Origin of the sequence: Streptomyces sp. B1I3 (genome assembly GCF_030816615.1) — a bacterium.
Classification (GTDB): domain Bacteria; phylum Actinomycetota; class Actinomycetes; order Streptomycetales; family Streptomycetaceae; genus Streptomyces.
On the sequence record NZ_JAUSYD010000001.1, the window covers coordinates 4,468,053 to 4,491,076 of the forward strand.

At 72.6% G+C, this 23,024-nt stretch carries 15 protein-coding genes, 1 tRNA gene and 1 pseudogene; 12 read left to right on the forward strand and 5 right to left on the reverse strand.

Annotated elements, in window-relative coordinates:
* Positions 1–252: 252 nt before the first annotated feature.
* From topA to QFZ58_RS20590, 6 genes are all read left to right on the forward strand, one after another.
* Complete coding sequence (topA, locus tag QFZ58_RS20565) at positions 253–3,099, forward strand: type I DNA topoisomerase (protein ID WP_307126368.1); 2,847 nt, start codon at positions 253–255, stop codon at positions 3,097–3,099.
* Between the two features lie 180 nt (positions 3,100–3,279).
* On the forward strand, positions 3,280–6,336 hold the full coding sequence (tmk, locus tag QFZ58_RS20570) for a dTMP kinase (protein ID WP_307126369.1): 3,057 nt from the start codon (positions 3,280–3,282) through the stop codon (positions 6,334–6,336).
* 134 nt (positions 6,337–6,470) lie between these two features.
* On the forward strand, positions 6,471–7,676 hold the full coding sequence (locus QFZ58_RS20575; protein ID WP_307126370.1) for a DNA polymerase III subunit delta': 1,206 nt from the start codon (positions 6,471–6,473) through the stop codon (positions 7,674–7,676).
* Positions 7,677–7,797: 121 nt separating this feature from the next.
* Positions 7,798–9,327 carry an alpha/beta hydrolase gene (locus QFZ58_RS20580; RefSeq protein WP_307126371.1) on the forward strand — a complete coding sequence of 510 codons (1,530 nt, stop codon included), beginning with the start codon at positions 7,798–7,800 and terminating at the stop codon, positions 9,325–9,327.
* A gap of 98 nt (positions 9,328–9,425) precedes the next feature.
* A tRNA-Thr gene (locus tag QFZ58_RS20585) sits at positions 9,426–9,499 on the forward strand.
* 668 nt (positions 9,500–10,167) lie between these two features.
* On the forward strand, positions 10,168–10,959 hold the full coding sequence (locus QFZ58_RS20590) for a thioesterase II family protein (protein WP_307126372.1): 792 nt from the start codon (positions 10,168–10,170) through the stop codon (positions 10,957–10,959).
* On the opposite strand, the pseudogene QFZ58_RS20595 reads toward QFZ58_RS20590, so the two are convergent.
* Positions 10,898–11,486, reverse strand: a pseudogene (locus QFZ58_RS20595) (3-deoxy-7-phosphoheptulonate synthase); the annotation flags it as partial. The gene QFZ58_RS20590 and the pseudogene QFZ58_RS20595 overlap by 62 nt on opposite strands.
* A gap of 76 nt (positions 11,487–11,562) precedes the next feature.
* Complete coding sequence (locus QFZ58_RS20600) at positions 11,563–12,756, reverse strand: Ig-like domain-containing protein (protein ID WP_373428573.1); 1,194 nt, start codon at positions 12,754–12,756, stop codon at positions 11,563–11,565.
* Between the two features lie 190 nt (positions 12,757–12,946).
* Between QFZ58_RS20600 and QFZ58_RS20605 the strand changes: the two genes are divergently transcribed.
* The 6 genes from QFZ58_RS20605 to QFZ58_RS20630 all read left to right on the forward strand — a co-directional run bounded on the left by QFZ58_RS20605 (position 12,947) and on the right by QFZ58_RS20630 (position 19,864).
* Positions 12,947–14,119: a peptidoglycan bridge formation glycyltransferase FemA/FemB family protein gene (locus QFZ58_RS20605; protein WP_307126373.1), complete on the forward strand. Its 1,173-nt coding sequence runs from the start codon at positions 12,947–12,949 to the stop codon at positions 14,117–14,119.
* The gene (gene murJ / locus QFZ58_RS20610; RefSeq protein WP_307126374.1) at positions 14,116–15,783 is read left to right on the forward strand and encodes a murein biosynthesis integral membrane protein MurJ; all 1,668 of its coding nucleotides are present in this window, start codon (positions 14,116–14,118) and stop codon (positions 15,781–15,783) included. The genes QFZ58_RS20605 and murJ overlap by 4 nt, the downstream gene beginning before the upstream one ends.
* 46 nt (positions 15,784–15,829) lie before the next feature.
* The gene (locus QFZ58_RS20615) at positions 15,830–16,513 is read left to right on the forward strand and encodes a response regulator transcription factor (protein ID WP_307126375.1); all 684 of its coding nucleotides are present in this window, start codon (positions 15,830–15,832) and stop codon (positions 16,511–16,513) included.
* Positions 16,510–18,039 carry a HAMP domain-containing sensor histidine kinase gene (locus QFZ58_RS20620; RefSeq protein ID WP_307126376.1) on the forward strand — a complete coding sequence of 510 codons (1,530 nt, stop codon included), beginning with the start codon at positions 16,510–16,512 and terminating at the stop codon, positions 18,037–18,039. Before QFZ58_RS20615 ends, QFZ58_RS20620 begins: the two co-directional genes overlap by 4 nt.
* Positions 18,036–18,656 (forward strand): hypothetical protein, encoded by a 621-nt coding sequence (locus QFZ58_RS20625; RefSeq protein ID WP_307126377.1) that lies wholly within the window; start codon positions 18,036–18,038, stop codon positions 18,654–18,656. Before QFZ58_RS20620 ends, QFZ58_RS20625 begins: the two co-directional genes overlap by 4 nt.
* A gap of 176 nt (positions 18,657–18,832) precedes the next feature.
* On the forward strand, positions 18,833–19,864 hold the full coding sequence (locus tag QFZ58_RS20630) for a helix-turn-helix transcriptional regulator (RefSeq protein WP_307126378.1): 1,032 nt from the start codon (positions 18,833–18,835) through the stop codon (positions 19,862–19,864).
* On the opposite strand, the gene QFZ58_RS20635 is transcribed toward QFZ58_RS20630, so the two are convergent.
* The 3 genes from QFZ58_RS20635 to QFZ58_RS20645 are packed head-to-tail and all read right to left on the reverse strand — an operon-like array spanning position 19,828 to position 22,992.
* Positions 19,828–21,240: a methylaspartate mutase gene (locus tag QFZ58_RS20635; RefSeq protein WP_307126379.1), complete on the reverse strand. Its 1,413-nt coding sequence runs from the start codon at positions 21,238–21,240 to the stop codon at positions 19,828–19,830. The genes QFZ58_RS20630 and QFZ58_RS20635 overlap by 37 nt on opposite strands.
* Positions 21,237–21,716 (reverse strand): cobalamin-dependent protein, encoded by a 480-nt coding sequence (locus QFZ58_RS20640; RefSeq protein ID WP_307126380.1) that lies wholly within the window; start codon positions 21,714–21,716, stop codon positions 21,237–21,239. The genes QFZ58_RS20635 and QFZ58_RS20640 overlap by 4 nt, the downstream gene beginning before the upstream one ends.
* A 43-nt stretch (positions 21,717–21,759) precedes the next feature.
* Entirely contained in the window at positions 21,760–22,992 is a 1,233-nt protein-coding gene (locus tag QFZ58_RS20645) for a stearoyl-CoA 9-desaturase (protein ID WP_307126381.1), read from the reverse strand.
* Positions 22,993–23,024: the final 32 nt, after the last annotated feature.

Genomic DNA, 23,024 nt, shown 5'->3' on the forward strand with positions numbered 1-23,024 from the left:
GGCCGGGCACCCGCACCGCACAGGCCGGACACCACTTCGAAAAGCGCCTGTGAGAGCGCTGCGAAGTGCGGACCGGGCAGTCCGGGCGGCAGGAATGGCGGAAGTCGGGTTACCGTTCGAGTGGCCGTTGCGGGCTTTTGCCGTTTGACACGGGGGCGGGTTGTACCGTCACACTCCGCAGCGACAGCACCGCGGGCAGCGTCACAGCGCTGCCCGGATGCCCACGAGTGCCGACCGGAGAGAAGAGCGAAGTTGTCCCCGACCAGCGAGACCGCAGGCCGCCGACTCGTCATTGTCGAGTCGCCTGCCAAGGCGAAGACGATCAAGGGCTATCTCGGCCCCGGATACGTCGTCGAGGCGAGCGTCGGGCACATCCGCGACCTGCCGAACGGCGCCGCCGAGGTGCCGGACGAGTACACCGGTGAGGTCCGCCGCCTCGGCGTGGACGTCGAAAACGACTTCCAGCCGATCTACGTCGTCAACGCAGACAAGAAAGCCCAGGTCAGGAAGCTCAAGCAGCTCCTTGCCGAATCCGACGAACTCTTCCTCGCCACCGATGAGGACCGCGAGGGCGAAGCCATCGCGTGGCACCTGCAGGAAGTCCTCAGGCCCAAGGTCCCGGTCCATCGGATGGTCTTCCACGAGATCACCAAGGACGCGATCCGGGCCGCCGTCGAAAACCCGCGCGAGCTCAACCAGCGCATGGTCGACGCCCAGGAGACCCGCCGCATCCTCGACCGTCTCTACGGCTACGAGGTCTCGCCGGTCCTGTGGAAGAAGGTCATGCCGCGGCTCTCCGCGGGCCGTGTCCAGTCCGTCGCCACCCGGCTCGTCGTCGAGCGGGAGCGCGAGCGCATCGCCTTCCGCTCCGCCGAGTACTGGGACCTGACCGGCACCTTCGCCACCGGGCGCACCGGTGACGCCTCCGACCCCTCGACGCTCACCGCCCGCCTCAGCGCGGTCGACGGGCGCCGCATCGCCCAGGGCCGCGACTTCGGCCCCGACGGGCAGCTCAAGCAGGGCTCCGCCCAGACGCTGCACCTGGACGAGGCGAACGCCCGCGCCCTGGCCGCGGCCCTCGCCGACTCCACCTTCGCGGTCCGCTCGGTCGAGTCGAAGCCGTACCGTCGCTCGCCGTACGCGCCCTTCCGCACGACGACCCTCCAGCAGGAGGCGAGCCGGAAGCTGGGCTTCGGGGCCAAGGCCACGATGCAGGTGGCGCAGAAGCTGTACGAGAACGGCTTCATCACCTACATGCGTACGGACTCCACGACCCTCTCGGACACCGCAATCTCCGCGGCCCGGGCGCAGGTCACGCAGCTGTACGGGGCGAACTACCTGCCCGACAAGCCCCGCACGTACGCCGGGAAGGTCAAGAACGCGCAGGAGGCGCACGAGGCGATCCGCCCCTCCGGCGACCGCTTCCGCACCCCCGCGGAGACGGGTCTCACCGGCGACCAGTTCCGGCTGTACGAGCTGATCTGGAAGCGCACCGTCGCCTCCCAGATGAAGGACGCCGTCGGCAACTCCGTCACCGTCAAGATCGGCGGCCGGGCGAGTGACGGCCGGGACGCCGAATTCTCCGCGTCCGGCAAGACGATCACCTTCCACGGCTTCATGAAGGCGTACGTCGAAGGCGCCGACGACCCGAACGCCGAACTCGACGACCGCGAGCGGCGCCTGCCGCAGGTCGCCGAGGGCGACGCGCTGACCGCGGACGAGGTCACGGTCGACGGTCACGCCACCAAGCCGCCGGCCCGCTACACCGAGGCCTCGCTGGTCAAGGAGCTCGAGGAGCGGGAGATCGGCCGCCCTTCGACGTACGCCTCGATCATCGGGACCATCCTGGACCGCGGCTACGTGTTCAAGAAGGGGACGGCCCTCGTTCCGTCGTTCCTCTCGTTCGCCGTGGTCAACCTGCTGGAGAAGCACTTCGGCCGGCTCGTCGACTACGACTTCACGGCCCGCATGGAGGACGACCTCGACCGCATCGCGCGGGGCGAGGCCCAGTCGGTGCCGTGGTTGCGACGCTTCTACTTCGGCGCCGGTGACGACAACGCCGGCGCGGGCGCGGCCTCCGACGCGGGCAACGGCGACGGTGACCACCTCGGTGGCCTGAAGGAACTCGTCACCGACCTGGGGGCGATCGACGCCCGTGAGATCTCCTCGTTCCCCGTCGGCAACGACATCGTGCTCCGGGTCGGCAGGTACGGCCCGTACATCGAGCGCGGCGAGAAGGACTCCGAGGGCCACCAGCGCGCCGACGTGCCGGAGGAGCTGGCGCCCGACGAGCTGTCCGTGGAGTACGCCGAGGAGCTGCTGGCGAAACCGAGCGGCGACTTCGAGCTCGGTACCGACCCGGTCTCCGGGCACCAGATCATCGCGAAGGACGGGCGTTACGGCCCGTACGTGACCGAGGTCCTGCCCGAGGGCACGCCGAAGACCGGCAAGAACGCGGTGAAGCCGCGGACCGCGTCGCTCTTCAAGTCGATGTCGGTGGACACGGTGACGCTGGCCGACGCCCTCAAGCTGATGTCCCTGCCGCGGGTCGTCGGTGAGGACGCCGACGGCGTCGAGATCACCGCGCAGAACGGCCGCTACGGCCCGTACCTCAAGAAGGGCACGGACTCGCGTTCGCTGACGTCCGAGGACCAGCTCTTCGACATCACGCTCGACGAGGCCCTCGCGATCTACGCCCAGCCGAAGCAGCGCGGGCGGGCGGCCGCCAAGCCACCGCTGAAGGAACTGGGGACCGACCCCGTGAGCGGGGCACCGGTGGTCGTGAAGGACGGCCGGTTCGGCGCGTACGTCACCGACGGCGAGACGAACGCGACCCTGAGGACCGACGACAGCGTCGAGACCATCACGCCGGAGCGCGGCTACGAGCTGCTCGCCGAGAAGCGGGCCAAGGGGCCCGCGAAGAAGAAGACGGCGAAGAAGGCCCCGGCGAAGAAGGCGCCCGCCAAGAAGGCCACCGCGACGAAGAAGACGGCGGCCACGAAGAAGACGGCTGCCAAGAAGACGACGACGGCGAAGAAGGCCACGGCGACGAAGACGGCGGCGAGGAAGACTGCCTCGGCCTCGCCCACGGAGGACTGACCGGGGCCGGCCCCGCCTGCCGAGGACCGGCGGAGAACCGGTGGAACGGCCGGGAGCGGCCCCTGGGGGCGGGTCCCGGCCGGTGCCGGTGACCGGCCCAGGCCTCGCTCGCGCGAGCTCGGCGGCCGTTTGTTCGGACGCGCCCCCCGGGCACCGCACGGCTCCCGATAGGCTGGGCGGATGACGCGAGCCGAGCAGCCATTGGTCGTGAGCCCCACCTCCGACACACTTGCCGCAGACTCACGCGAGCGCGCCGTACGAGCCCTGTTGCGTGTCCCTCCGCTCAAGCGGTTGTGGAGCGCCCAGCTCGTCGGCAGTATCGGCGATGCACTCGCCCTTCTCGTGCTTGTGCTGTTGTCGCTGCAGGCGGCGGTCCTGGAGGGCTCCTTCGGAGCCGGATACCGCGGGGCGGCCTTCGCCGTCGCCGCCGTGTTCGGCGCCCGGATCCTTTCCACCGTGCTCTTCGGAGCCGTACTCCTGGGGCCGCTGACGGCGCTCACGGCGCCCGGCGGGCCCGTGGACCGGCGCTGGCTGATGATCGGGGCGGACGGGCTGCGGCTCGCTCTGCTCGTCATCGCGCCGCTGTGGATCGACTGGCTGCCCGACAAGGCGCTGATGATGATCCTCGTCACCGTCTTCGTGACCGGCGCCGGTGAACGGCTGTGGTCGGTGGCCAAGGAGAGCGCGGCCCCCGCGCTGCTGCCCGGCCCGCCCCTCGAGGGCGCCGCGGTGCGCCCGCTGCCCGACCACCACGAGGCCCTGCGCCGGCTGTCCCTGCGCACGAACTTCCTGGCCGTCCCCGCCGCCGCGGCCGTACTCCTGGTCGCCGCGCTCGTCGGCAACCTCCTCGGCTCGGGGCTGGACTGGTTCTCCTTCCACCAGGCGGCGCTCGGCTCGTACATCGCGGCCGGGCTGTTCGCGGCATCGATCTCGACCCTGTACTTCCTCACACTTCCCGGCACCCCGACGCCCCGCCCGCGTTCGCCCCTGGAGGGCCTGCGGCGACCGGCCACCGGCGCGGGTCCGGACAAGGGGCGCACCGGCAGCCTCCCGCTGGTCGTCGGCGCGTGCGCCGCGATCGCCGGGGCGGTCGCCGCCGCTGCCGCCGTCTCCGTGCTGCACGCGGCCGACCTCGGCGGCGGGCCCGCCACGTTCGCCCTTCTCGTCCTCGCCCTGACCGGCGGGGCCGCGCTCGGCATCCGTACGGCGGGCAAGGTGCTGCCGGCACTGTCGCGGCGCCGGTTGCTGGCCCTCGCCACCGCCGTCACCGGGATCGCGATCCTCGCGCTCGGACTCGTACCGGACACGGCGACCGTGCTGCTGATCGCACTGCTCGCCGGCTACTCGGCCGGTGTCGCCGCACACATCGGGCACACGATCGTCGACCAGGAGACCGAGCCGTCCCGTCAGGCCAGGACGGCGGAGCACCTGCAGGCCGTCGTGCGGGTGCTGATCGCACTCGGCGCGGTGGGGGGCCCGGTGCTCGCCGCCGCCATCGGACGCCACCGTCTCGGTTCCGGCGACTTCGTCTTCGCCCACGGCGGAGCCGCGTTCGCGCTCATGCTCATCGGCGCCCTGCTGCTGCCCGTCGCCGTGATCGTCCTGGCCAGGACGGACGACCGTGCCGGAGTGCCGCTCCGCCGGGACCTGCGTGAGGCGCTCCGCGGCGGTGAACCCGCGGTCGCCCCTGCCGCGACCGGCTTCTTCCTCGCCATCGAGGGGGGCGACGGAGCCGGCAAGTCCACCCAGGTCGAGGCGCTCGCCGAGTGGATCCGGGCCAAGGGCCACGAGGTCGTCGTCACCCGCGAGCCCGGGGCGACCCCCATCGGCAAGCGTCTGCGTTCGATCCTGCTCGACGTGTCCTCGGCCGGGCTGTCGAACCGGGCCGAAGCCCTGCTGTACGCCGCCGACCGTGCCGAGCACGTCGACTCGGTCGTCCGGCCGGCGCTGGAGCGCGGTGCGATCGTCATCTCCGACCGTTACATCGACTCGTCCGTCGCCTACCAGGGCGCGGGCCGGGACCTCTCCCCGACCGAGATCGCCCGGATCTCGCGGTGGGCGACGAGCGGACTCGTCCCACACCTGACGGTGCTGCTGGACGTCGACCCCGAGACGGCGCGGGAACGCTTCACCGAGGCGCCCGACCGCCTGGAGTCCGAGCCGGCGGAGTTCCACACCCGGGTGCGGTCGGGTTTCCTCACCCTCGCCGCGGCCGACCCGTCCCGCTACCTGGTGGTGGACGCCGGTCAGGAACCCGGGACGATCACCACCGCCGTACGCCACCGGCTCGACCAGCTCCTGCCCCTCTCCGAAGCCGAGATCCAGGCACGGGAGGAGGCCCGCAGGGCGGCGGAGGAAGAGGCGCGGCGCAAGGCCGAGGAAGAGGCCGCCCGCAAGGCCGAGGAGGAGCGGCTGGAGCGTGAGCGGCAGGCCCAGCTCGCCAAGCTCCGTGCCGAGGAGGAGGAGCGCAGGCGCCGCGAGGAGGAAGAGGCGCGCCGGCGTGAGGCCGAGCGGCAGGCGGAGGAGGCCCGGCAGCGTGCCGAGGACGCCCGTCGCCGTGCCGAGGAGGAGCGGGCACGCCTCGAGGCCGAGGAGCGGATGCGCGAGGCGGAGCAGGAGCGGCTGCGCGCGCAGGCCGCGGAAGAGGCCCGGCTGCGCAAGGAGGCGGAGGAACTCCGCCTGGAGAAGCAGCGCAAGGCGGAGGAGGCGCTCGTACGGGCCGAGGAGGCGCGACGCAGGGCCGAGGAGGACGCGGCAGCCCGCGCGGCGGCCGCCGCGGCCGCGGCGCGGCGGTCCGAGGCGTCCTCGCCCTCGTCGTCCGTCCAGGACAACGAGCTCACGGTGCCGACCCCGGTCGTGAATCCGAACGAGATCACGCAGCAGGTGCCGCTCGCCCGCCCGTCGGACCGTCCGGCACGTGACGCGGACGAGACGGCCGTCCTGCCGCCCGTGCGCGACGACGGCCCTGAGGACCGGGTGCCGCCGGGCACCTTCCGTGACGGGCGCCCCGCCGGGCGCGACGTGGAGGGCGAGAACGAGCGCACGCGCGAACTCCCCCAGGTCGGCGAGGAGCCGCAGGCCGGGCAGGGCCGTGGCGGCCGGCAGCGTCCCCGCCCCGACTGGGCGGAGGAGACACCGCTGGACGATCTGCCGAGCCTGGCGGACGAACTGCTCGGCGGCCAGGAGGACGACGGCCGGGGAAGGCCGGGCCGGGGCGGCCGCCGGCCGCGCGGCTGACCTCGGAAGGGGCCCGGCGGGGGCCGGGGAGGGACCGGGGCCGGGACGGCCGGAAGGCGGGGATTGTCGGACCCGTCCCGCACAATGGGAATCCGGCTTTCCCCGCACCACACCCACCGGAAGGGCGGTGACCCATGACCGTATGGGACGACCTGGTCGGACAGGACCGAGTGCAGGAGCAGCTCGGTGCCGCCGCCCGGGACGCCGATGCGCTCGTCACCGCCCAGTCCGCGGGGGCGACGGTCCCCCCGGGGTCCAAGATGACCCACGCCTGGCTGTTCACCGGCCCGCCGGGCTCCGGCCGGTCCACCGCCGCCCGTGCCTTCGCGGCGGCGCTGCAGTGCACCAGTCCGGACCGTGCCCTGGGCGGCGCCCCGGGCTGCGGGTTCTGCGACGGTTGCCACACGGCTCTCATCGGCACCCACGCGGACGTCGAGGTGATCCGCACGGACCTGCTCTCGATCGGCGTCAAGGACACCCGTGAGCTGGTCCGCCGCGCACAGCTGTCCCCGGCCGTCGGCCGCTGGCAGGTCATCGTCATGGAGGACGCCGACCGCTTGACCGAGGGCGCCGGCAACGTCCTGCTGAAGGCGGTGGAAGAGCCCGCGCCCCGCACGGTGTGGCTGCTCTGCGCGCCCTCGCTCGAGGACGTCCTGCCCACGATCCGCTCGCGCTGCCGCCATCTCACGCTGCGCACGCCCCCGGTCGACGCCGTCGCCGACGTACTGATCCGGCGCGACGGAATCGACCCGGAGCGCGCCGCGTCCGCCGCCCGGGCCACGCAGGGCCACATCGGCCGGGCCCGCCGCCTCGCCACGGACGAGCGGGCCCGCGCCCGCCGCGCCGCCGTGCTCAAGCTCCCGCTGCGCGTCCATGACGTCGGCGGCTGCCTCAAGGCGGCCCAGGAGCTGATCGACACGGCCTCCGACGACGCGAAGCAGGTCGCGGAGGAGGTCGACGTCAAGGAGACCGAGGACATGAAGACGGCGCTCGGCGGCGTCGCCGGTGGCCGGATGCCGCGTGGCACGGCCGGCGCGATGAAGGAGCTGGAGGACAAGCAGAAGCGGCGCAGGACGCGTACGCAGCGCGACAGCCTCGATCTCGCACTCACCGAGCTCACCGGTTTCTACCGCGATGTGCTGGCGCTGCAGCTGGGATCGCAGCTGGCGCTCGCCAACACCGATGTGCGCGACGCCATCGACCGCGTCGTCGAGTCGTCCACCCCCGAACGCACCCTGCGGCGCATAGAGGCCGTGATCGCCTGCCGCGCCGCCCTGGACCGCAACGTCTCGCCCCTGCTCGCGGTCGAGGCGATGACCATGGCCCTCCGGGCTGGCTGAGCCCCGGGGCGACGGACGCGAAGCGGGTGGCCCACGGCGGGACGGTGGCGGTGCCACGTGCGAATTCACCCGTATGAGCAGGGAATCGGTTGAGTCGTCGCCCTGCGGTTACGCTCCGGGGATGGACACCAGGCGTCTGCTCCGTATCCTCGCCACCACGCTCGCCACGGCCGGCCTTCTCGTCTCCGGCTGCAGCAGCGGTGGTTCGGCGCCGAGCGCGTCGGCGACGGGTTCGGCCCTCCCCGAGGACCTCGAGCCGTACTACGGTCAGAAGCTGCGCTGGCGGGACTGTGGTGTGGAGGGCTTCCAGTGCACCTCGATGAAGGTTCCGCTGGATTACGGCGAGCCCGACGAGGGGGACATCGAGCTGGCCGTCTCCCGGAAGAAGGCCACGGGACCGGGCAGCCGGATCGGCTCCCTCCTGGTCAACCCGGGCGGACCGGGCGGCTCGGCCGTCGCCTACCTGCAGGGGTACGCGGCCATCGGCTATCCCGCCCCCCTGCGCGCCCGGTACGACATGGTGGCCGTCGACCCGCGCGGAGTCGCGCGCAGCGAGCCCGTCACCTGCCTGACCGGCAAGGAGATGGACGCCTACACCCAGGTGGACCAGACACCCGACGACGACGCCGAGACCGCCGCGCTCAAGAGGGCCTACGAGAAGTTCGCGCAAGGCTGCGAGAAGCACTCCGGCGACGTCCTCCCGCACGTGTCCACCGTGGAGGCGGCACGGGACATGGACATTCTGCGCTCCCTGCTCGGCGACGAGAAGCTCCACTACGTGGGCGCCTCGTACGGCACCTTCCTCGGTGCGACGTACGCCGACCTGTACCCGGACCGGGTGGGTCGTCTGGTCCTCGACGGGGCGATGGACCCCTCGCTTCCCGCGATCGAGATCAACCGCGACCAGACCGCCGGCTTCGAGACGGCGTTCCAGTCGTTCGCCGCCGACTGCGTGAGGAAGCAGGACTGCCCGCTCGGCACGAAGTCCACCGACGCCGCCGCGAAGGCCCTGAAGAAGCTCTTCACCGACCTGGACGCCCATCCCGTCGCGACGGGCGAGTCCCGGAAGCTGGGCGAGTCCCTGGCCACCACCGGTGTGATCGCGGCCATGTACGACGAGGGCGCCTGGCCGCAGCTCCGTGAGGCACTCACCGGAGTGAAGCGCGGCGACGGCTCACAGCTGCTCGCCCTGGCCGACAGCTACTACGAGCGCGGCCCCGGCGGTACGTACGCGAACCTCATGTTCGCCAACGCCGCCGTGAACTGCCTTGACCTGGCCCCCGCCTTCTCCGGCCCCCCCGAGGTCGAGAAGGCGCTGCCCGCCTTCGAAGAGGCGTCCCCGGTCTTCGGGAGGGGCTTCGCCTGGGCGGCCCTCAACTGCGCGTCCTGGCCCGTCGCCCCCACCGGCTCCCCCCGCCGCACCGAGGCCGAGGGCGCCGCCCCGATCGTCGTGGTCGGCACCACACGCGATCCGGCCACCCCCTACAAGTGGGCCGAGTCCCTCGCGGACCAGCTCTCCTCCGCAACCCTTCTCACCTACGCGGGCGACGGCCACACCGCGTACGGCCGGGGCAGCGACTGCATCGACACGGCGATCAACACCTACCTCCTCGACGGCACCCCGCCCGAGGACGGGAAGAAGTGCTCCTGACCTGCGGTTACGGTCGCCCGGGCAGGCGGTACGAAGCACCCTCGGAAACTGTGTAGACTTGGCGTCGCTGCTGACCGCACCATGGTGCGCCAGAGCGTGCCGCCTTAGCTCAGTTGGCCAGAGCAACGCACTCGTAATGCGTAGGTCTCGGGTTCGAATCCCGAAGGCGGCTCTGTGAAAGCCCCAGGACTCACTCGCCGTGACCTGGGGCTTTTGCTTTTCACCTGGATGTTGAGCATGGTGACGCCGACGTAGCAGAGCAGGGCGGCGACCAGGATCACGCGCCCCAGCCGGGGGGCCGGCAGGCGGCGGTGCGGGGAGTCCGGAGCCGGCTCGTCCACCTCTCCACGTACGCCTGTCGCGGGCGTGGACCTGTGATCCACCATCTCCTGTCACCACCCCGTGCGCGCCCTGCCGGGGGAATGGGCGAGCGATGCATGGCCCGCGTAAGACCTCGTCGCCGACACGAGGGCGACGCGGCCGATCACCAACAGACGGGATATGCCCGGAAGTTGCTGTCTGCGCGGTCATCGCCGAGAGTTCACGCACGGCAGGGGGTGCCCCGCCGGGAGCTCGTACGGGCGGCCGTGGGCTCCGGCGGTCAGGCGGACGTGTCCCCTGGAGGGCCGTACCAGCAGCCCCCGCTCCACGGGTTCTCCCGTGGATCGTGACTGACAACCGGGCACACACCGAGCCCTCACCTGCCATGCTGCTGCCGTCACCTGACAGCCAACTGACAGTGGCCGGTGTCAGCGGGCCGTCAGGGCCGTGCCCGTACATCACGACGAGCACGGGCCGACCCCCGCGGGAGACCCCGCGGGCCGAACCTTGGGGGCAAGCATGCTGTGGACGCAGTGCGTCGAGCCGAGGCCGTTCGCCGCGCGGCGGCTGATCTGTTTTCCGCACGCGGGAGGGTCTCCGTACTTCTTCCGGAGCTGGGCGCGGGCTTTCGACGGCGTCGAGGTCCACACCGTGTGCTACCCGGGGCGGGCCGAGCGCTTCGCGGAACCCTGCGCCTCCGACCTGGTGGTGATGGCCCGGCAGGTCGCCGACGAGCTGATCGCCGCCGGGGACACCCGGTCCACCGCCCTTTTCGGGCACAGCATGGGGGCGACGGTCGCCTTCGAGGTGGCGTGCGCCCTGACCGAGGCCGGCGCCGGGCCGAGCCGGCTGATCGCTTCGGGGGCCCGCGCCCCGTCGCTGATGGTCCCGGACCCCGCCGCGGACACCACCTGGGACGACGCCTCCATAGCCCGCACCCTGATCGAACTGGGCGGCACGGATCCGGAACTGCTGGAGAACCAGGCGTTCGTCAAGCTGGTGATGCCGTACATCGGGGCCGACTTCCGCATGCTCGCCCGCTATCCGGGCCGCACCGGCCGGCCCCTCGGGTGCCCGGTCACCGCACTCGTCGGCGCGTCCGACCCCCGGGTGCCGCGGGAGGAGGCGGCCGCCTGGGAGACGGTCACCGGTGGCCCGTTCCGCTTCCACGTGCTGCCGGGCGAGCACTTCTACCTCGCCGACGAGCCACCCTTCGGGATCGTCGGCGAGGTACTGCTGGACCGTCCGGTCACCACTCCCGGGCCGGCTCGGCCAGCCGGAAGGCCAGATCGAGGGCCTGTGAGCGGTTGAGGCGCGGGTCGCACGCCGTCTCGTAGCGGCGGGAGAGCTCCTCGGCGGCAGCGGGTCGCTGCCGCCGAGGCACTCGGTGACGTCGTCCCCGGTGAGCTCGACATGGATGCCGCCGGGGTGGGTGCCCAGGGCGCGGTGCACCTCCGCGAAGCCGCGCACCTCGTCCAGCACGTCGTCCGGGTGGCGGGTCCTGTGTCCGCCCGGCGCGGTCGTCGTGTTGCCGTGCATGGGATCGCTGACCCATCCCACCTGGGCACCCTCCGCGTTGACCTTCTCCACGAGGGCGGGCAGCACCTCGCGCACCCGGCCGGCCCCGGCGCGCACCACGAAGATGAGCCGGCCGGGCTCCCGGTCGGGACCGAGCCGGTCGATCAGCCCGAGCACGTCGTCGGTGTGGCGTCCGGACCCAGCTCCACCGCGAGCGGATTGCTGATCCCGGAGAAGAACTCCACGTGGACGCCGTCGAGTGCGCGGGTTCGTTCGCCGATCCACAGCAGGTGTCCACCGCTCGCGTAGGCGCGTCCCGACGTCGGCACCGGCGGGGCGCTCGCGGCCCGGACGGGCGGTCGGCGCAGGGCGCTCGTGCCCCGGGCCGACGGGCGGTCAGCGCAGGGCGCTCGTCGCCTGCCACTGGTCCCACGGCACGTTCCAGTCGCCGAAGCCGTTGCCCGGCGCGACCGTGCCCTTGGTGTCGCGGCCCGTGATCTCGAACGGGTCGCCGGGGCGGACCTGGCCGTAGAACCAGGCGGCGTCGGCGTCGCTCATGCCGATGCAGCCGGAGCTCATGTTGGCCCTGCCGAACCACCGGTCGTTCCACGGTGCGGCGTGCGCGTACATGCCGGACCAGGTGAGCCGCATCGAGCGGTCGACCATCTTGTCGTAGGTGTCACCCAGTCCGACTGTCTCCGAGTTCATGTTGACCGTTCCCTCCTTGGCCATCAGCACCGCGGTGCCCCGCCAGGAACGCTTGTCGCCGCCGGGTGTGCCGCCGGAGACCGGGATCGTGCGGACCGTCCTGCCGTCCCGTGCGAAGGTCAGCAGCTTGCGGTCGAGGTCGACCTCGGCGACCTGGCTCGCGCCGACGGTGAACGTGGTCGAGTAGTCACGGACGAACCAGCCGCCGCCGCCGGAGTCGGTGCCGTTCAGCTCGGCGTCGAGGGTGACCTTCGTACCCGGCTTCCAGTACTCCTTCGGCCGCCAGTCGACCCGGTCCTGGCCGGACCAGTCCTTCAGCCAGCCCCAGGAGCCCTCGGTCGGGACCGACGTGGTGATCTTCAGCTGCCTCTCGACCGCGGCCTTGTCGGTGACCGGACGGTCGAAGACGAGGGAGACCGGCTGCGCGACGCCGACGGTCGAGCCCGCGCCGGGCCGCCAGTCCACCTTGTTGACCCTGTCGGCCTCGGCCGTGGTGAACGTGGAGGTGGTCGTGTGCTTCGTACCGGCCTTCGCCGCGGTCGTGGCGGTCACCGTGTACGAGGCGCCGGGCGCCGCCTTGCGCAGGGACACCCAGCCGGTCCGGTCCGCGGAGACCGTGCCGCCCAGCGTGCGTCCTTCGGCGTCGGTGACGGTCACCGAGGTGAGCGTGCCGCCGGCCGCGGTGACCTTCACCGTCCCGCCCGCTCTGATCCCCCGGCCCTCCGGCACCACGGTCACGGCCGTGGGCAGGCCCCGTGCCGTCTCCGGCCCGCCGTGGCCGGCACTCCGGTCCGAGGCGTCGGATCCGGATCCCGCCGAACAGGCGGCGAGCGGTGCCAGCAGCACCGCCATCACCGCGACGCGCACCCGTATGTGGCTCAACGGAGCCTCCGTCCATGGTCGATGGGTGGGGACACGGCGACTGTAGGGCGGAGGAACCGCAGGTGAGCGGGGATGCGGCCATGTGACGGCGACTGCAGGGAAACGGTCGCCGTCCGGTCACATACGGCGCGCCGGGCGGTCACGGACGGCTGTGAGCATCGGCGTATTCCGCCCAGAGAGAGGCTCACCCGTGTCAGCGCTGCTCGTGACGGCCGACCGCGGCCATGAGATACCGCTGGGGCCAGTCACCCCCGCCGCCTACCGCGCGTTCCTGGCATCCGGCGAGGGGCAAGAGCTGGGCCCCGGTTTCCTCCAGTGCCCGTCCTGGGCGCAGGTGAAGGACGGCTGGCGCTCACAGCTCCTGGGCTGGGGGCCCGAACCGGAGTCCGGCAGGCTGTCCGGCGCCGCGCTCGTCCTGCTGCGCCAACTGCCGGGCACCCGTAAGTACTTCGCCTACCTGCCGGAGGGGCCGGTCGCCGACTGGGCGGACCCCGGCATCGACGACTGGCTCCGCCCGTTGCTGCGGTACCTGCGGGCGGCGGGGGCGTTCGCCGTACGGATCGGGCCCTCGCCCGCGTACCGACGGTGGAGCGCCGCGCGGCTCAAGTCGGCGACGGGGCCCGGCCGCCGGCTCGGGGACGTCCTGGCGAGCCAGGTCGACCCGCTGGGCACGGCGGTCGCCGACCGGCTGCGCGCCCGGGGGTGGCAGCGGTGCGGCGGCGAGGAGGACGGGGACGCGCAGCCCCGCCACGTCTTCCAGGTGCCGCTCGCCGGGCGCGGACCGCAGGACCTGTGGTCCGGGCTCAACCAGGAGTGGCGGCGCAACGTCCGCCGGGCCGAGAAGTCGGGGGTCGAGGTGGTGGTCGGCGGTGCGGCGGACCTGCCCGAGTTCTACCGCCTGCTGCGGATCACCGAGGAGCGCGACGGCTTCCGGCTCGGCAGGTCGCTGGAGTACTACGAGCGCCAGTACGCGGCGCTCAACGCCGAGGAACCCGGCCGGATGAAGCTCTACCTGGCCAGGCACGAGGGCGAGACACTCGCCGCGCACACCATGGTCCACGTGGGCCGCCGGGTCTGGTACCAGACGGGCGCCTCGGCCGGCCACCGTCGCGAGGTGCGCCCCTCCAACCTGCTGCAGTGGCGCATGCTGCTCGCCGCCCAGGCCCTGGGCGCCGACGTCTACGACATGCGCGGGGTACCCTCGACGCTCGATCCCGACGACCGTTCCCACGGGTTGCTGCGCTGGAAGCTCGGCACCGGAGGCGAGGTGGTCGAGACGCTGGGGGAATGGGAGAGACCGTTGGACGGCACGGCCAACCACGCGCTCCACCGCGCGTTCCAGGCGTACATGGCGCGCCGGTGAGCGCGCCGGCCACCACGGCACAGGCCTCCGGCGGGCCCGCGCCGTCCCGGACGCCGTCCGTCCTGCGCAGCGGCGCGATCATGGCCGCCGGGTCGGTCGTCTCCCGGGCGACCGGCTTCGTGCGGTCCGCCGTGGTCGCCGCCGCACTCGGACTCGGGCCGGCCGCCGACGGGTACGCCGTCGGAAACTCCGTCCCCACCATCGTCTACATGCTGCTCCTCGGTGGTGCCCTCAACGCCGTCTTCGTGCCCGAACTCGTCAAGGCCGCCGGACAGCACGAGGACGGTGGGGCCGCGTACACCGACCGGCTGCTCACCGTCTGCGTCCTCGCCCTGCTGGTGATCACTGCGGCGGCGGTGTGGGGCGCGCCCGCGATCGTCGGCGCGTACACCGACTACACGGGCGCGCAGGCCACCATGACGGTCGCCTTCGCGCGCTACTGCCTGCCGCAGATCCTCTTCCTCGGGGTGTTCACCCTGCTCGGCCAAGTGCTGAACGCACGCGGCCGGTTCGGCGCGATGATGTGGACGCCGGTCCTCAACAACGTCGTCGTCATCGCCGTCTTCTGCCTCTACCTCGCCACGGGCGACGGCGGGTCGCTCACCGCGGCCGAGACCGCGCTGCTCGGCTGGGGCACCACCGCGGGCATCGCCGTACAGGCCCTGGCCCTGGTGCCCGTCCTGCGCGCGGCCCGCTTCCGCTTCCGGCCCCGCTTCGACTGGCGCGGCAGCGGGCTCACCCGCCCGCTGCGGTCCGCCGGCTGGCTGGTGCTCCTGGTGCTCACCAACCAGGCGGCGTACTGGGTCACGACCAGGCTGGCCACGGCGGCGGGCCTGAGCGCGCAGGCGGACGGCATCGACGGCGGTGCCGGCTTCAGCGCGTACAACAACGCCTATCTGCTGTGGGCCGTGCCGCACGGCATCGTCACGGTGTCGCTGGTGACCGCACTGATGCCCCGGATGAGCGCGGCCGCCGCCGACGGCGACACGGCGGGGCTACGGCGCGACCTCTCGTACGCCCTGCGCACCAGTGCGGCGGCCGTCGTCCCCGCCGCGTGCGCGCTGTTCGCCCTGGCCCAGCCCGCGACGGCGCTCGTCTTCGGGTACGGCGAGGCGGACGCGGGGGACGTCGCCGTCATGGCGGGCACGCTGATGGCGTTCGCGCCCGGGCTGATCGCCTTCTCGGGCCAGTACGTCCTCTCCCGCACGTTCTACGCCCTGTCCGACACGCGCACCCCCTTCCTCCTCAACCTGGTGATCGCCGGCCTCAACGCGGCCCTCTCCGTCACCGCGTACGCGCTGCTCCCGGCACGCTGGGCGGTGACCGGCATCGCCGGGGCCTACTCGCTGGCGCTGTTCGCGGGCTGGGCCGCCGCCGCCCTCGTACTGAACCGCCGCCTCGCCGCGGCGGACAGGCGGGCGCCCGCGCCATGGCGGTCCGCCACCGTCGCCGCACAGGCCCGGCTGCTCGCAGCCGCCGTGCCCGCGACGCTGCTCGGGTACGTCACCGCGCGCTGGGCGGCCCCCGGCGGGGCGGCCGCGGCCACCGGGGCGGGGGCGCTCGCCATCGCCGCCGTCTTCCTCCTGCTGGCCCGCCCACTGCGGCTGACCGAGATCACCGCGCTCGTCACGGGCGCGGCCACCCGTCTCCGCCGCAGGCCGTGACCGGCCGCACCACCACCCGTCTCCGGCTCCCAGGGAAACCTCGCCCATGCCACGCGTGCTCCTCATCGAAGACGACCCCTCCGTACGCGAAGGGGTCGAGCTCGGACTGCGCCGCCGCGGCCACGAGGTGCGGACCGCCGCCACCGGCGAGGCCGGGCTCGCGGCGCTCGGTGAGTTCCGGCCCGACCTGCTCCTGCTCGACCTGATGCTCCCGGGCATGAACGGGGTGCAGGTCTGCCGCCGGGTGCGGGAGGACAGCCAGCTGCCGATCATCATGCTCACCGCCCGCGGCGACGACTTCGACGTCGTCATCGGTCTGGAGGCCGGTGCCGACGACTACATCGTCAAGCCCGCCCGCACCGAGGTCATCGAGGCCCGCATCCGTGCCGTGCTGCGCAGGATCGAGGACCCCGGCGGCGGACGGCCCGCCGTGGAGTTCCACGGAGACCTCGCTGTCGACCGGGCCGGGCTCACCGTCACGAAGAAGGGGGACCGCGTCCCGCTCGCCCCCTCGGAGATGAAGCTCCTCCTGCACCTGTCGGCCGCGCCCGAGCAGGTGTTCAGCCGTCAGCAACTGCTGGAGCACGTGTGGGAGCACAGCTATCACGGTGACGCGCGCCTCGTGGACGCCTGTGTACGTCGGCTGCGCAACAAGATCGAGGACACCCCGGGCGCCCCGCGCTACATACAGACCCTGCGGGGCTTCGGCTACCGCTTCGGACCGCTGTGACCGTCACCGGCGCCCGCCCCTCCCGCGCCGCGGCCCGTGCTCCACGCACCGCCCGGTCCCGCCGGAGGGCGCCCTTCGGACTGCGGACGCGCCTCGTCCTCGCGTTCCTGCTGGTCGCCGCCATCAGCTCCGGGACGACCGCGGCGCTCACCTACCGCGAGGCGCGCAACGCCGTCCTCGCCAGCTCCCAGGACACCGCGGTGACGTCCTTCCGCGAGCAGGCCGAGACCCTGGGCCTCTCGCTCCCCGTGGACCCCGCCATGCTCCGGGAGTCACTCCTCGGCATCGCGAGCAAGGCGAAGCCCCACCCGTGGATCGTCTTCGCCGAGTACGGGTCGCTGCGGGTCTCCTCAGGTACCAGCCCCACCTCGTCGGTGGTCACGCCGGAACTGCGACGCGCCACCCTCACCACGCCGAACGGGGCTTTCCAGCGGGTCGTCAAGAACGGCGTCCCCTACCTCACCCTCGGACTGGCCGTCGTCACCAGGAGCAGCACGAGCGGCAGCACCCTGCGCACCGGACTCGTCGTCTACGCCGTGATGCCGATGACGGAAGAACGGAACGATGTCGACGCCCTGCTCACCGCGGCGCGCGACGGCGCGCTGCCCGGTCTCGCCATCGCCCTCGTCCCCGCCCTGATCGCGGCGCGCAGCGTACTGCGTCCCGTCCGGGAACTGAACAGGGCCGCCCGCTCCATGGGCAGCGGCCGGCTCGACACCCGTATCCGGGTCAGAGGGAGCGACGAACTCGCGGACCTGGCCTCCACGTTCAACGAGTCCGCCGGTGAGCTGGAACGCTCCGTCGACGAACTCCAGCAGGCCGAGGCCCGCGCCCGGCGGTTCGCTTCCGACGTCGCACACGAACTGCGTACCCCACTCGCCGGAATGCTCGCCGTCACCGAGGTGCTCGACGAGGACGCGGACGGCCTGAACCCCGACACCGCGCGGGCGGTCCGGCTGATCAGCGCGGAGACCGGCAAGCTGGCCGTGCTCGTGGAGGACCTGATGGAGATCTCCCGCTTCGACGCCCGGGCGGCCGAGCTGAACACCGACGAGATCGACGTCGCGGAGACCATCCGCAAGTCCCTCCACCACCGGCACTGGCACGACCGAGTGCGCACCGAACTGCGCGAGGGTGTCCGGGTCCGCCTGGACCCGCGCCGTTTCGACGTCGTCGTCGCCAACCTTGTCGGCAACGCGCTGCGGCACGGCTGCGAGCCCGTCACCGTACGGATGGACACGGGGACGGCCGCGGACGGGTCGGACGTCCTGGTCACCGAGGTCACCGACAGCGGTCCCGGCATCCGGCCCGAGGTGCTGCCGCACATCTTCGACCGGTTCTACAAGGCCGACGCGGCCCGTAGCCGTTCGGCGGGCAGCGGCCTAGGACTCGCGATCACGCGGGAGAACGTGCGGCTGCACGGAGGCACCGTCCGGGCCGGTAACGGGCCGGAGGGCGGCGCGGTCCTCACGGTCGAGATACCGCTGCGCACGCCGCTCGCAGCGGAGCGGGAGGAGACCGGGTGAGGCCGCGTCTGCGTCCGGCCGCCGTGCTCGCCGCCCTGCTGCCACTCGCCGCGTGCGGTATCCAGGAGACGGATGTGATCGGGACGAGCGGGCCGGCGGCCATCGACGTGCTCCCGGCGCGACAGGACCGCATGCTGCTCTTCTTCCTTTCCCCGGACGGTGCCTTGGTCCCGGTCCCGCGGACCGTGGGCGACGGCGCCGCGGCGGGCTTCGGTGGGGAGTACACCATCGGCACCGGCGGCAGCGGCTCGGTGGACCCCGCGGACCCCGACGCCCGGCAGCCGACCGGGAAGACCCTAGCCGCGCTGGCGGCGGGCCCGCAGGAGGCGGAGCGCCGGGCCGGCCTGCGCAACGATCCGTCCCTGTCCGCCGTGGCCGCCCGGATCCGCGTCTCGGGGGGCGGGGGCACGGCCGACGTCGTCGTACCCGGCCCGATCGCAGGCCTGACCGGGCCGGCCAGGCGTCAGCTCGTGTGCACGGTCGCGTACGCGGAGGACGCCGACGGCCGGGTCACGGTGAGATTGCGCGGGACGGACGGCGCGCCGGCACCCGAGCGCTGCGACACATGGCCGACACGAACGCCGGCGCAGAGCACGCCCGGAGCGGACCCGGGCTGAGACCGGGCGGCGGCCTCGTGACGCAACTTTCCCGCCATGGCCGGACTTTGACATTCCTTGGGATTTCACCTGGTGGGCACGGTCTGGCGGGGCTCCGGCGTGCCCTGTTAGCGTTCCCGCCGGGCATCGGCAATGGCGCCGTCCTTCGGTTCGTACGACGGGGGCATGACGGGGGCGTGAACGACGTGGGCCGCTTGGTATGGGACAAACTGGCCGATCTGCGGCTCAAATCCATGGACTCCGGTGTATACGGCTGTGTTCTCGACGGCGCGGCCGTCGACCTGCCGTCGCTGTCCGAGGCGCTCGGAATCACCGTGCAGGAGGCCGCCGAGTCCCTGGAGCGGCTGAGCGAACTCGGGCTGGTCCACCAGGAGGACGTGGGCTGCCCCCTCTACTCGCCCGTCGGCCCGGAGTCGGCGGCGCTGGTGACCCTGCTGCCTCTGGAGACCGAGCTGCGCAGGCGGACCGAGCTCATCGCACACGCACGGCGGGACCTGGAGAGCCTGGTCCCCGTGTACCACGACAGCTCGGCCTGGCGGCAGCGGATGAAGGGCGTCCAGGTGCTGGGCAGGCTGCAGGACGTACGCAACGTCCTGGCCGAGCACGCCGCGAACTGCCGCGACGAGGTCCTGACCGCGCAACCCGGCGGCGGACGCAGGACCGAGGTGCTCGAGGAGGCCGTCGAGCGCGACGAGAACATGCTGTGCTCCGGTGTGCGGATGCGCACGCTCTACCAGCACAGCGCGCGCTTCAGCCCGCCGACGGCCGCCTACGTGGAGCGGATCACGCTGCAGGGCGGCGAGGTGCGGACGACGTCGGCCGAGTTCATGCGGCTCATCGTCTTCGACCGCCGGGTCGCGGTGATCTCCCAGGCCGGCAACAGCCTCGGTGCCGTCGTCGTCGAGGAGCCCAGCGTGGTCGACTTCGCCGTGCAGGCCTTCGAGCACGTGTGGTTCAACGCGGAGCCGTTCGAGGTGGACGTACGCCGCGAGCACATCGAGTCGGTCTCGGAGGACGTGGACAAGGCACTGCTGCGGCTGCTGGCCAGCGGCATGGACGACGCGGCGATCGCCCGCCGTCTCGGGGTGTCGCTGCGCACCTGCCAGCGCCGCGTCTCACGCATCCTCGACAGCCTCGGCGCGCGCAGCCGCTTCCAGGCCGGGTTCCTCATTCACAAGTACGGACTGCTGGCCGAACCCTCCGCGTGAACCGGTGGCGCCGCGGGGCCGCGGCGGATGTCCTCACCGAACAGCAGCGGGAAGTAGTTGATGTCCCGTGTCAGCACGGTGTACAGATCCGTCGGCCGGCCCTTCAGGGCCGCACGGTGCCGCTCGCGCGAAGCGGGTGACAGGGGGAGCGACCCCGGCTCCAGGATGCGGACCGCACCGTCGTCCGCGCGGCCCGGGATCAGCTCCGACCGCGCGTGCCGACTGGCGCTGAACGGGATGTCCAGGGTGCCGTGCGCGAAGGCCGCGGCGATGGCCGCGTGGAGCCCGCCGTGCGCCGGTTCGGCCGCCAGGACCGGTGCCACCAGCTCGTCCACCTCCCGCACGACCCACTCCAGCTCCTCCGCCACGCGCCCCTCGTCCGGCGTCATGGCCCCGAGGAGGGGGGAGTTGGCCCGTGCCGCGAGGTGCAGGCCGTCGACGATGGCCCGCGTGTCCGGGATGCCGTACGCCTCCTGGTACGTCTTGGTGATCAGCTTCGTCGCGCCCCCGTGCCTGGCGACCAGGGCCCCGTAGAGGATCAGGTCCTCGGCATGGGCGCGCTCCCGCGGGAAGACGCCCATGAACTCGTGCAGGACGGCGTGGACCTCGACGCCGGCCGGCAGGTAGCGCTCCGCCAGCAGGGGGACGGCGCGCAGGGCCGCCACGTCCTGCTCCGTGTGGCCGCCCTGGGGGTACGCGACGGAGATGCAGCGGACACCCTCGCGGGCGGCGGCGACGGCCTCCAGGACGCTGACCGCCAGGCTGACGGAGGGCGGCATCAGCACCGCGGTGAGCGTGCCGAAGAGCTCCCGGTCGATGACCAGCCCGTGGTCGGCCAGTTTCCCGCAGGCGGCGTCCACCGTGCGCCAGGCGGCGAGTGAGCGCTCCAGCGGTACGTCCTTGGAGTAGGGCAGGTTGTACGAGATGCCGCCGCCCTCGAAGGACGTGATGCCGGAGGCGACCGCCGTCCCGAACAGCACGCGGGCGTCCGGTGACCCGTGCCGGATCTCCAGCGGGGCCCGCACCGCCTCGTTGAGCTCGCGGCCGCGCCGCCACCCGTGGGCGACCAGCGGATAGCCGTTGAGGTCGGCGGGGTTGCGGTCCAGGACCGTCCTGGCGTGGCCGAAGCGGCCCAGCCGGGTGTGGGCGTCGATGGTCACCGACAGGACGTCCGGTGCCGCGTGGCGCTCGATGTCCTGGAGCAGGGTGGTCATCTGGCGGTGCGAACCGACACCGCAGCGGGGCTGCAGGGCCAGGTGCCCGGCGGCGCGTGCGTCGCGCAGGACCTCGGCGGCGGTCGGTTTGCCCAGCTCGGCGACGTACGCGGCCGACTGGGCCGGGGTGGGCAGCGCGGTGGCCCGGGGAGCGTCGATCATGCGGCACCGGCCGGCCCGGCGGCGACGGGGGACGATGCGGCAGCCCACGTGTCGGGGGCCGGCGCTTCGCCGGCGCGCCGGCGCGCCGCCTCGTCGAGCACCGCGGGCAGGTCGTCGGCGTCGGTGAGGACCCGGTGGACGCCCAGGGCGTACAGCCGGTCGAGGTCGGCGGAGTGCTTGTGGCTGCCCACCGAGAGGTTGCCTCCCACGATCACCGGGCAGCGCAGCAGCCCCCGGGCACGGAACGCGGGAAGGTCGCAGAGGTCCTCGAAGGCATGGCCGTTGAGGCTGCCGATCAGGACGGCCTCGGCGTGCGGATGGGCCTGGTGGGCGGTGGCGAACTCCTCGACGGTCGTACAGGTGCCCAGATTGATCACCTCGAAGCCTCGGGCCCTCAGGGTGTGGGCGATGAGCTGGTTGGCCACCGCATGGCTGTCGCTCGCGGCGACGCCAAGGATCACGGTGCGACTCTGCATGCTGAACTCCGGTCGAAGGGCGGGACGGTGAGGTCTGGATTCGTCAGTCGTCGAAAGCCGCGAACAGCTCACGCCTGCTGACGTCCCGCACCCGCCGTACGTCGAACTCGGTGGCGTCCGCCGCGGACAGCGAGTCCAGGACCAGGTTGACGGCGGGCACGAAGCCCCACGCGTGGTGGTACGGGGGCCACCCCGGGCTGCCGCGGTCCTCGTCGGCCTGACGGGCGAAGAGGTAGTCGGCCCACTCCCGGGTGGCAGGGTGGCGGTGGTGGAAGTCGTGCACCACGGTGTCGCCCGTGAGGACCAGATAGCGGGCCGGGAAGTGCACACAGACCAGGCGAAGGGTCCAGCGCAGCCAGGCGGCGGCGCGCCGCACCGGCGGCAGGCCGGCGGCCGGGACGGCCTCACCGATGAATATGGCGTTGGTGAGCGAGCCGAAGTACGCCTTGCCGCGGCGCTCGGTCAGGTCGGGGTCGGGGAAGGTGTGCTTCACGCACAGCCGCAGCGTGTTGCTGATCTGGAACAGCGGCACCAGCGGGACGAACCAGACGGCCAGCAGGGCCGGCCAGGTCCCGGTCACGACGCCGGCCGCACCGCCGCCGCCGTACAGGGCGAGGGCGGTGAGCCGCTCGCTCCGCGACGAGCCGTGCCAGAAGGAACGGACGCGGGCGACGGCGAAGGTGGCGTGGAAGACCGGTGAGAAGAGCTTGGCCAGGATCCGCTGCCACATCCGCGAGCGGGTCATCCCCGGGTGCAGGTCGAGGCTGATCAGGAAGGCCTGCACGGTGGGGTCGCGCAGTGTCATGTGGTGGGCGGCGTGGTGGTCGCTGACGTGCTCCTCGCTGTAGCGCGAGAAGTGCTGGATGATCAGCAGGCCGGAGACGGCACGTCCGATCGCCGCGTCCAGCGTGCGGCGGCGGAACATGTTCCGGTGCGAACACTGGTGGTAGACCATCATCCGCAGGTTGCGCATGCCGTGCAGGGTCACCGCCCAGCCGGGCAGGAGCAGCAGCAGCCAGGCGCCGGACAGTGCCCAGCCCACCGCGGAGACGGCGGATCCCGACACCATCGACAGTGCGGCGGCCCCGAGGTGGAAGCCGGGGGTCCATCGGTGCGGCGGAGCCTGCCCCTTGAGGGGTTTGCCGGTCAGCAGCGTCAGCGGGTACTGGGTGAAGCGCGGCAGGACCCTCATGGACTCACGGGGATCGGGGGCGCTCCCCGCCTCGGCGGCACCGGCTCCTCCGCCGGTCGGGGCGGGCAGGGCGGGGGCACTCATCGCAACTCCTCTTCCTTCGGCACGGGTACGGA

Bases quoted from the DNA above. Each gene is read 5' to 3' on its own strand.
- tmk (WP_307126369.1), top strand. From the start codon at position 3,280: ATGACGCGAGCCGAGCAGCCATTGGTCGTGAGCCCCACCTCCGACACA.
- QFZ58_RS20575 (WP_307126370.1), top strand. From the start codon at position 6,471: ATGACCGTATGGGACGACCTGGTCGGACAGGACCGAGTGCAGGAGCAG.
- QFZ58_RS20580 (WP_307126371.1), top strand. From the start codon at position 7,798: ATGGACACCAGGCGTCTGCTCCGTATCCTCGCCACCACGCTCGCCACG.
- QFZ58_RS20590 (WP_307126372.1), top strand. From the start codon at position 10,168: ATGCTGTGGACGCAGTGCGTCGAGCCGAGGCCGTTCGCCGCGCGGCGG.
- QFZ58_RS20615 (WP_307126375.1), top strand. From the start codon at position 15,830: ATGCCACGCGTGCTCCTCATCGAAGACGACCCCTCCGTACGCGAAGGG.
- QFZ58_RS20635 (WP_307126379.1), bottom strand. From the start codon at position 21,240: ATGATCGACGCTCCCCGGGCCACCGCGCTGCCCACCCCGGCCCAGTCG.
- QFZ58_RS20640 (WP_307126380.1), bottom strand. From the start codon at position 21,716: ATGCAGAGTCGCACCGTGATCCTTGGCGTCGCCGCGAGCGACAGCCAT.
- QFZ58_RS20645 (WP_307126381.1), bottom strand. From the start codon at position 22,992: ATGAGTGCCCCCGCCCTGCCCGCCCCGACCGGCGGAGGAGCCGGTGCC.